Source organism: Micromonospora sp. NPDC047753 (genome assembly GCF_040642735.1).
GTDB lineage: Bacteria > Actinomycetota > Actinomycetes > Mycobacteriales > Micromonosporaceae > Micromonospora.
Genome location: NZ_JBEYSL010000320.1, coordinates 1 through 8,016 on the forward strand (window position 1 = coordinate 1; position 8,016 = coordinate 8,016).

General features: G+C 76.0%; 6 protein-coding genes and 2 pseudogenes. 7 read left to right on the forward strand and 1 reads right to left on the reverse strand.

Going from position 1 to position 8,016, the window contains the following annotated elements:
• Both ABZ749_RS23725 and ABZ749_RS23730 read left to right on the forward strand, forming a co-directional pair.
• Positions 1-196: pseudogene (locus ABZ749_RS23725) on the forward strand (hypothetical protein); the annotation flags it as partial.
• On the forward strand, positions 193-741 hold the full coding sequence (locus ABZ749_RS23730) for a DsbA family protein (protein ID WP_091409221.1): 549 nt from the start codon (positions 193-195) through the stop codon (positions 739-741). The pseudogene ABZ749_RS23725 and the gene ABZ749_RS23730, both read left to right, overlap by 4 nt.
• Before the next feature lie 5 nt (positions 742-746).
• On the opposite strand, the gene ABZ749_RS23735 is transcribed toward ABZ749_RS23730, so the two are convergent.
• Positions 747-3,608 carry a LuxR C-terminal-related transcriptional regulator gene (locus tag ABZ749_RS23735; protein WP_357231260.1) on the reverse strand — a complete coding sequence of 954 codons (2,862 nt, stop codon included), beginning with the start codon at positions 3,606-3,608 and terminating at the stop codon, positions 747-749.
• A gap of 144 nt (positions 3,609-3,752) precedes the next feature.
• Between ABZ749_RS23735 and ABZ749_RS23740 the strand changes: the two genes are divergently transcribed.
• The 5 genes and pseudogenes from ABZ749_RS23740 to ABZ749_RS23760 form a co-directional block, all read left to right on the forward strand.
• Positions 3,753-4,229, forward strand: coding sequence for a hypothetical protein (locus ABZ749_RS23740; protein WP_357231263.1), 477 nt, complete (start codon positions 3,753-3,755; stop codon positions 4,227-4,229).
• Positions 4,226-5,374, forward strand: coding sequence for an alcohol dehydrogenase catalytic domain-containing protein (locus ABZ749_RS23745; RefSeq protein WP_357231266.1), 1,149 nt, complete (start codon positions 4,226-4,228; stop codon positions 5,372-5,374). Before ABZ749_RS23740 ends, ABZ749_RS23745 begins: the two co-directional genes overlap by 4 nt.
• A gap of 50 nt (positions 5,375-5,424) precedes the next feature.
• Entirely contained in the window at positions 5,425-6,621 is a 1,197-nt protein-coding gene (locus tag ABZ749_RS23750; protein ID WP_357231269.1) for a saccharopine dehydrogenase NADP-binding domain-containing protein, read from the forward strand.
• A gap of 25 nt (positions 6,622-6,646) precedes the next feature.
• Positions 6,647-7,774, forward strand: coding sequence for a MerR family transcriptional regulator (locus ABZ749_RS23755; protein ID WP_357231272.1), 1,128 nt, complete (start codon positions 6,647-6,649; stop codon positions 7,772-7,774).
• Between the two features lie 41 nt (positions 7,775-7,815).
• Positions 7,816-8,016 (forward strand): annotated as a pseudogene (locus tag ABZ749_RS23760) (serine--tRNA ligase); the annotation flags it as partial.

Consider the following 8,016-nt stretch of genomic DNA (forward strand, 5'->3'; position numbering starts at 1 on the left):
GGGGCCGGCTCCGCTGCCGCGTACCGGTTGGCGACGTTCCCGCTCCGGTCGCGATCTCACCTGCCACGGCCCTCCGACACGCAGGGCTGTCGTCGCCTGGAGCTACCTGTCGCCGCCCGACGTCAACCCCGGCGCCGACGGGATCTTCGACGCGCTGGACCAACTCGCCGCCGATCGGAAGGTGATGGCCCGATGAGCACGCCACTGCAGGTCACCGCCCGACTTCGAGACCCGGTGACCACCGACGACCACATCCGGGGGCCGGCCGACGCGGCGGTGACCATCGTCGAGTACGGCGACTTCCAGTGCCAGTTCTGCGGTGCCGCGTACCCGAACCTGCACGAGTTGCTGCGGCAGCGGGCCGACACCGTACGGCTGGTCTACCGCTACTTCCCGATCGCCAACGTGCACCCGTACGCCGAACGGGCCGCCGAGACGGCCGAGGCCGCCGGGGTCCGGGGCCGGTTCTGGGAGATGCACGACTGGCTCTACGAGCATCAGGACCAGCTCGACCCGGTGCACCTCTCGCTCGGCGTCGAGCAGGTCGGCTTGCCGCCGGACGAGTTGAACGCCGAGGTGGAGAACCGTGCGCACGCGGACCGGGTGCGTCGGGACTTCGTGGGGGGCATCCGCAGCGGGGTGAACGGCACCCCCACCCTGTTCGTGAACGGCATCAGGCACGACGGCGGGTACGACCTGCCCGACCTGCTGACGGCAGCGGATGCCGCCGCGAACGCCTGACCCGCTCAGATCAGACGCAGCTCGCGCGCCCGCCGGACCGCCTCGCGCCGGCGGGTCGCGTCGAGTTTCCGGTAGATGTTGCGGACGTGGGTCTTGACGGTGTTGACCGAGAGGGACAACTCTGCGGCGATCTCCACGTTGGACAGGATGCTCTGCAGGTAGCGCAGAATCGTCAGCTCCCGTTCGGTGAGCGGTTCGTCGAGCGCGCCCCCCGGCCCGGCGGTTGGCCCGGCGGCGCCCTGTCCCGCGCCCCGCACCAGGTCACTGACCAGCGTGAAGTGCGCGGTGCCCGCGTCCAGGTGCGCGGCCAACAGGTCCCGCACCGGTGGTTCGGCGCGGGTGAAGACCCTGCGGCAGCCCTGCGGGCCGGCCAGGCTCAGCGTCTGCTCCAGGATCCGACCCGCCCGACGCCCGTCCCCGGCGCGCTGGGCCAGCACCGCGTCGAGCAGACCGGCGTCCAGGCGTACCGGTAGCGGCCAGGCCGTGGCGGCCGGCGCCTGCCAGTCCGGCAGGGTCCGCTCGGCGACGGCGGCGTCACCGGCCCGCAGCTGCACCTTCGCCAACGTCACGGCGAGCACCGGGTCGGCCCCCTCGTCGGCGGCGTCGGCCAGCAGGTCGCGGGCGGAGTCCAGGTCGCCCCGCGCGGCCCGCAGTTCGGCCTCGGCGGCCCGCAGCAGGCCGGTCAGCTCGTCGGCGGACGGCCGGTCGGCCAGCGCCTCCCGGGCCTGGACGAGCAGCCGCTGGCCGGTCGCCGGGTCACCGGAGTCGCGGCGTAGCTGTGCCCGGCACAGCGCAGCCACCGCCGCCGCCACCGGCTCGTCGGAGGCGGCGGCCAGCCAGTCGCCGCCCAGGGAGGGGTCGCCCAGGGCGGGGTCGCCGGCCCAGCCGTGCGTGACGTCGAGCGCCCCGACGGCGAGGGCGAGGTTCGCGGCGGCCTCCTCGGGCTGGTCGCGCAGCAGTGCCACCACGGCGAGAGCCAGGTACGCGTGGCCGCAGTCGAGCCGACAGGACCAGCCCCGGCAGGGCGGCATGCCGAGCGCCTCCCTGGCCGCCTGCTCGGCTGCCCGCAGCTCGCCGCGAACCGCGAGCAGCAGCGCGGCGCGGCTTGTGGCGACCAGCTCGGTGCGCGGCCGGCCGGCTTCCCGCGCGGCCGCCCGGGCCCGCACGAACCGGGCGGTGGGCAGCGCCCCGTCGGCCAACTCGACCAGCCCCAGCGCGGTACCGGTGAACGCCCGCAGGTCCAGGTCGTCGGCGGTGCCGCCGCCACCGGCCGTCGGGGCGGAACTGGAAACCCCGGTCGGCAGCCCGGTGGGAGTGGCTTCCGCCGGTCGGGTGCGCAGCAGGCGAGCGGCGGCGGCCCGGGCCTCGCTGCGGTCGTCGGCGAGCCGGGCCACTGTCAGCTCCAGCGCGGTGACCAACCGCAGGAACCGGTCCCGGCGCGGCACCGGCAGCCCTGCGGCGTGCCCGGCGGCGGCCCGCAGGTGACCGGTGGCGGCCGGCAGGTCACCGGCGTACGCGCGCTCGGCGGCGCAGGCCAGCGCCACCTCCGGGTCGGCCCGGATCACCTCCGCCGGCGGCGGGGTGGGTGCCGGGGCGTGCACCGGGTCCCGGTCGTAGCGGGTGAGCTCCGGCCAGTGCGCGACGAACAGGTCACCGGCCAGGTCCCAGCGGCCGGCGGCCAGGGCGTGCCGCAGAGCGTCCGCGGGCCGCCCGTCAGCCGCGTACCAGTCGGCGGCCCGGACGTGCAGGTCGCGTAGCTCGTCGACGGGCAACCGGGCGAGGTCGGCGCGGAGCAGCTCGGCGAGCAGGGAGTCGTACCGGTACCAGGGCGGCCGGGTGTCCTCCCGGTGCAGCAGACCACCGGTCCCGGCCAGGTCGGCCAGCACCTGCCCGGCGTCGGCGCGGCCGGTCAGCGCCTCGGCCAGGTCGGCGCTGACGGTGTCGACGACTGCGGTACGGCGCAGCAGCTCCTCCTCGGCCGGGTCGAGCGTCGCCAGCACCTCCTCGCGCAGGTAGCCGGCGATCTCCGGGTGGTCTCCGCCGAACTGCCCCACCCAGCGTTCCGGGTCGGACTGTCCGCGTACCGCGAGGGCGGCGATGCGCAGCGCGGCCGGCCAGCCGCCGGTGCGCTCCCGCAGCCGGCGCACAGCGGTCGCCGGCAGCGCGGCGGCGTGGGCGGTGAGCAGGTCGGCCACCTCGTCGTCGGTGAACGCCAGCTCGTCCGGGCCGATCTCGGTCAGCTCGCCGGCGAGACGGAGCCGGTGCAGTGGCAGGTGCAGTCCGGCCCGCGCGCAGATCACCAGACGGAGCCGCCGCCCGGCGTGCCGCAGCAGGAACTCCAGGCCGGTCAACGCCGCCGGGTCGGCGACCCGGTGCAGGTCGTCCAGGATCAGCAGCACCGGCCGGTCGGCGGCGGCGAGCATGGCGGCCAGCGCCTCCAGTTGGTCGGGGCGGGGCGGCCGGTCGGGCACCGGGCCGCCCTCCGTCGCCCCGGTCGCCGAACGCAGCGCCGCGGCGAGGTACGCCCAGAGCCGGTCGGAGTCGTCGCCGACCTCCACCGACATCCACGCCGAGACCGGGACGTCAGCCGACGAGACCGACAGGTCACCGCTGTCCGGCACCATCCCGCCCGGCTCCACGTCGGGCGGCGCGCCGCCCAGCCGTGTCCAGGACGCGAGCAGGGTGGTCTTGCCCCAGCCGGCGGGAGCGGCGACCAGGGTGACCGGTCCCGCACTGCCCTCGTCCAACCGGCGCAGCAGGCGGGGCCGGGCGACCACCGGCTCCGGCGGCACGGCTGGCGTCAGCCGGGACGCCAACAGCGGTGGCCCCGATGCCGGTTCGACCCGTACGTGATCCTGTTCCGGCACCCAGCCCCACCCCCACCACGCGCTCCGCCCCCGGTCGGCGAGCGGTTACCCGGCACGGGCCGGTTCACCCCTTCCGGGCGAGCGCGCTTCACCCGGGTGCGACCGACGATCGGGGGACGTGAACCGGGAGGACGGGTGGTACCGATGGGACGGCTGGCGCGGGCGGGACCCGCCCTCGGTGGGGCGGCGCTGGCCGGGGCGGCGCGGCTGCTGCGCGTACCCCGTCGGGCTGGCCGGCCTGGCGCGGACGGTGACGCCGCAGCACGTGGCCGGCACGGCGCGGACGGTGACGCCGCAGCGTCGGCCCGGTGGGAGGTGGTGACCGTCGACCGGCCGCCGGAGCAGGTGCTGCCGGAGGGCCGCTGGCCGGAGCCGCTGCGCCGCCTGGACGGGGCGGTCGAGGTGCGGGTGCGCCCGGCGCCCGGTGACCGGGGCACCGAACTGGCCGCCCGGCCGCTGGCCGGCGTCACACCGCCCACCGGGCTCGCCGCCCACGTCGTCGGCGACGACCCGGGTCTGCTGGTCCGCCGGACCCTGCGCCAGATCAAGCAACGGGTGGAGGCCGGTGAGGTGCTCCGCGCTGACCGCTCGGCGCTGGACCGCCCCGAGGTCCCCGGGTGAGAGCGCTCTGTTGGGTGGCCCCCGGCGAACTGGCCGTACGCGAGGTCCCCGACCCGGAGCTGCGCAACGAGCGTGACGTCATCGTCCGGGTTCGGCGCAGCGCCACCTGCGGCGGTGACCTGCCGCTGCTGGCCGGCCGGCACCCGCTGCTGCGGCCCGGCGAGGTGCTCGGCGCCGAGTTCCTGGGCGAGGTGGTGGAGGTCGGCCCCGGGGTCCGCCGACACCGCGCCGGCGACCGGGTGGTCGTCGGTGCGAGCGTGGCCTGCGGCGGCTGCTGGTACTGCCGCCAGGGCCTGCACTCCTGCTGCGACAACGCCCACGCCGACCTGCCCAGCGCCGACCCCGACTGGGCCCGCTCCGACGCAGGCTGTTTCGGCCGACCCCGGGCGGCGGGCGGTTTCGCTGGCGGCCACGCCGAGTACGTGCGGGTGCCGTACGCCGATGTGAGCGCGTTCCGGGTGCCGGACGCCGTCGCCGACGACCGTGCGGTGTTCGCGGCGGACGTGGCGCCTACCGGGTGGCTCGCCGCCGAGTTGGGTGCGGTGCGTCCCGGCGACGTGGTGGCGATCTGGGGCGCCGGGGCGGTGGGTCAGGTGACCGCCCGGGCGGCGGTGCTGCGCGGAGCCGCCCGGGTGCTGGTCGTGGACCGACACGAGCAGCGGCTGCGGATGGCCGAGCGGCACTCCGACGCCGAGCCGCTCGACTACCGCCACACCGACGTCGCGGCCGAACTGCGCGACCGAAGCGGTGGGCGCGGGCCGGACGTGTGCGTGGTGGCGGTCGGCACGCCACCGGCCCGGTCGAGGGCCGACCGGTTCGGTGGCCAGCACGCCGACCGACCGGACGCGCTGCGTGAGGCAGTGCACGCGTGCCGCAAGAGCGGTGTGGTGGTGGTGCTCGGCACGACGGGCGGGTTCGTCGACGCGTTCCCGCTGGGCGCGCTGACCGAACGGCGACTCACGCTGCGCGGCGCCGGTCGGCCGGATCTGCGGGACGTGCCGATGCTGCTGGACCGGATGGCCCGCGACGAGCTGCGGACCGAACACCTGGCCACCCACCGGCTGCCGTTGGCGCAGGGCCCCGAGGGGTACGCGCTGTTCCGGGACCGGGCCGACGGCTGCGTACGCGCCGTGTTCACGCCGTGACCGCCTCCTCGTGATCGCTGATCGGCGACCACGAATGGCAGACTCTGAGGATGACTGGCGAGCGAACGTACGACGTGGTGCTGTTCGGAGCGACCGGGTTCACCGGCGGCCTGACCGCCGAATACCTGGCCCGGCACGCGCCGGCCGAGCTGCGCTGGGCGTTGGCCGGGCGCAACCCGCAGCGCCTCGCCGCCCTGCGGGACCGGCTCGCCGCGATCGACCCGGGCCTGGCCGACCTGCCGCTGCTCACCGCCGACGTGACCGCCGCCGAGTCCCTGCGGGCGGTGGCGGAGAGCGCCCGGGTGGTGGCCAGCACTGTCGGCCCGTACATCCACCACGGGGAGCCGCTGGTCGGGGCGTGCGCCCGTGCCGGCACCGACTACCTGGACATCACCGGCGAGCCGGAGTTCGTCGACCTCATGTACGTGCGTCACCACGCCGAGGCGGCACGCACCGGCGCGCGGCTGGTGCACGCCTGCGGCTTCGACTCCGTCCCGCACGACCTGGGCGTCTGGTTCACCGTCAAACAGCTGCCCACCGACGTCCCGATCACAGTGGACGGGTACGTACGCGCCGGCGGTCGGTTCTCCGCCGGCACCTACCACTCGGCGCTCACCGCGTTCTCCCGTACCGGGCAGGCCAGCCAGGCCGCCCGGGACCGTCGGGCGGTCGAGCCGCGCCCCACCGACCGGCGCGTCCGGGCGGTGCCCGGCCGGCTGGCCCGCTCGGCGGAGCTGGGCATCTGGACCGTGCCGCTGCCGACCATCGACCCGCAGGTGGTCCGCCGCTCGGCTGCGGCCCGCCCGGAGTACGGCCCGGACTTCCGCTACCGGCACTTCGCCGCCGTGAAGCGGCTGCCCACCGTGCTGGCCGGTGCGGCCGGGCTCGGCGCGCTGATCGGGCTGGTGAAGCTGCCGCCCAGCCGACGCTGGCTGCTCGGCCGGCTCGCGTCCGGGCAGGGGCCCACGGCGGAGCAGCGGGCATCGTCCTGGTTCCGGGTCCGGTTCGTCGGCACCGGCGGCGGGCGGCGGGTGGTCACCGAGGTCGCCGGCGGTGACCCCGGCTACGACGAGACGGCGAAGATGCTCGCCGAGTCGGCGCTGTGCCTGGCGCTCGACGAGCTGCCGTCGACCGCCGGTCAGCTCACCCCGGTCGCCGCGATGGGTGACGCGCTGCTCGACCGGCTCGTCCGGGCCGGCCTCACCTTCCGGGTGCTCAAGCAGGAGACGCGGGAGCCCGCCGCTTGACCCTCAACCGGGTCGAGGGGGCAGGATGCCCAGCGTGAGTGACCTGCACAGCATCGGCGAGCTGGCCCGAGCCAGCGGCCTGACCGTCAGCGCACTGCGCTTCTACGACTCGGCCGGTGTGCTGGAGCCGACCCTGGTCGACCCGGTGACCGGCTACCGCTGGTACACCGAGGGGCAGATCGCCCCGGCCCGGCTGGTGGCCGGGCTGCGTCGGATCGGCATGCCGGTGCCGGAGATCGCCGCCGCGGTACGCGCCGAGCCGGCAGTGGTGCACCACCTGCTCGACGCGCACCTGCGTCGGCTGGCCGACGGGCTCAGCGACGCCCGCCGCGAGGTCGACCGCCTCCGCGCCCTGGTGGACCCGGCCCCGCCGACCGCCACCACACTCCTGGTCACCCCCACCGCCCTGGCCGCAGCGCTCGACGCGGTGCGCTTCGCCGTCGGCGTCGACCCGGAGCTGCCGATGCTGGCCGGGGTGCTGTTCGACGTGGAGTCCGACGGCGTCCGGCTCGTCGCCACCGACCGGTACCGGCTCGCGCTGGCTCGGGCCGGGGCCGACGTCGACGGGCCGCCCGTGCGGGTGTTCCTGCCGGTGGCCCTCGTCGACCAGCTCCGGCCGCTGCTCGACACCGGCGACACCTGGCCGGTACGGCTGACGGTGGCGGGCACGGACCTGCGGGTGCGGGTGGCCGACCGCACGCTGACCGCCGCCGCCCTGCCGTACGACTTCCCGGACTACCACCGGCTGTTGCGTAAGTCCGTCGGTGAGCGACCGACCGCGCGCCGGATCCCGGTGGACGTGGCCGCGCTGCGCGCCGCGCTGGCCGACCCGGCGGCACCCACTGTCGCCCTCGACCACGACGGCACGACCCGGCCGGTCACCGTGCTCGGCGTCGACGACCAGGGCGGGCTGCGGCTGCTTCCCGCCGCCGACCTGGGCACTGACGCGCTGCGGGTCGGGGTGGACGGCGGTTACCTGCTGGACGCGCTGAACGCGGCCGGCGCACCGCAACTGGTGCTGGAGCTGGATGGGCCGATCGCACCGCTGGCCGTACGCCGACCCGATGACGCCGACACCTACTCGGTGCTGATGCCGATCCGGCTGGAGAACCTCCCCGTCCCGGGCCGAGAGGGCCGCGACGGTAGCATCTGATGGTTCACCAGTGAACCCCGGACGGAGGCGTACGGAGCAGCATGCTCGACATGGAGTTGATCCGGAAGGATCGCGAGGCGGTGGCGACCGCGCTGGCGAAGCGTCTGGATCCCGCCGAGGTCACCCGTGCCCTGGACGAGATCCAGCGGCTCGACCAGGAACGCCGCGCCCTGATCACGGAGATCGACGCCGAGCGGCAGCGCCGCAAGGCCGAGGCCCGGGCGTACGCGCAGGCGAAGCGG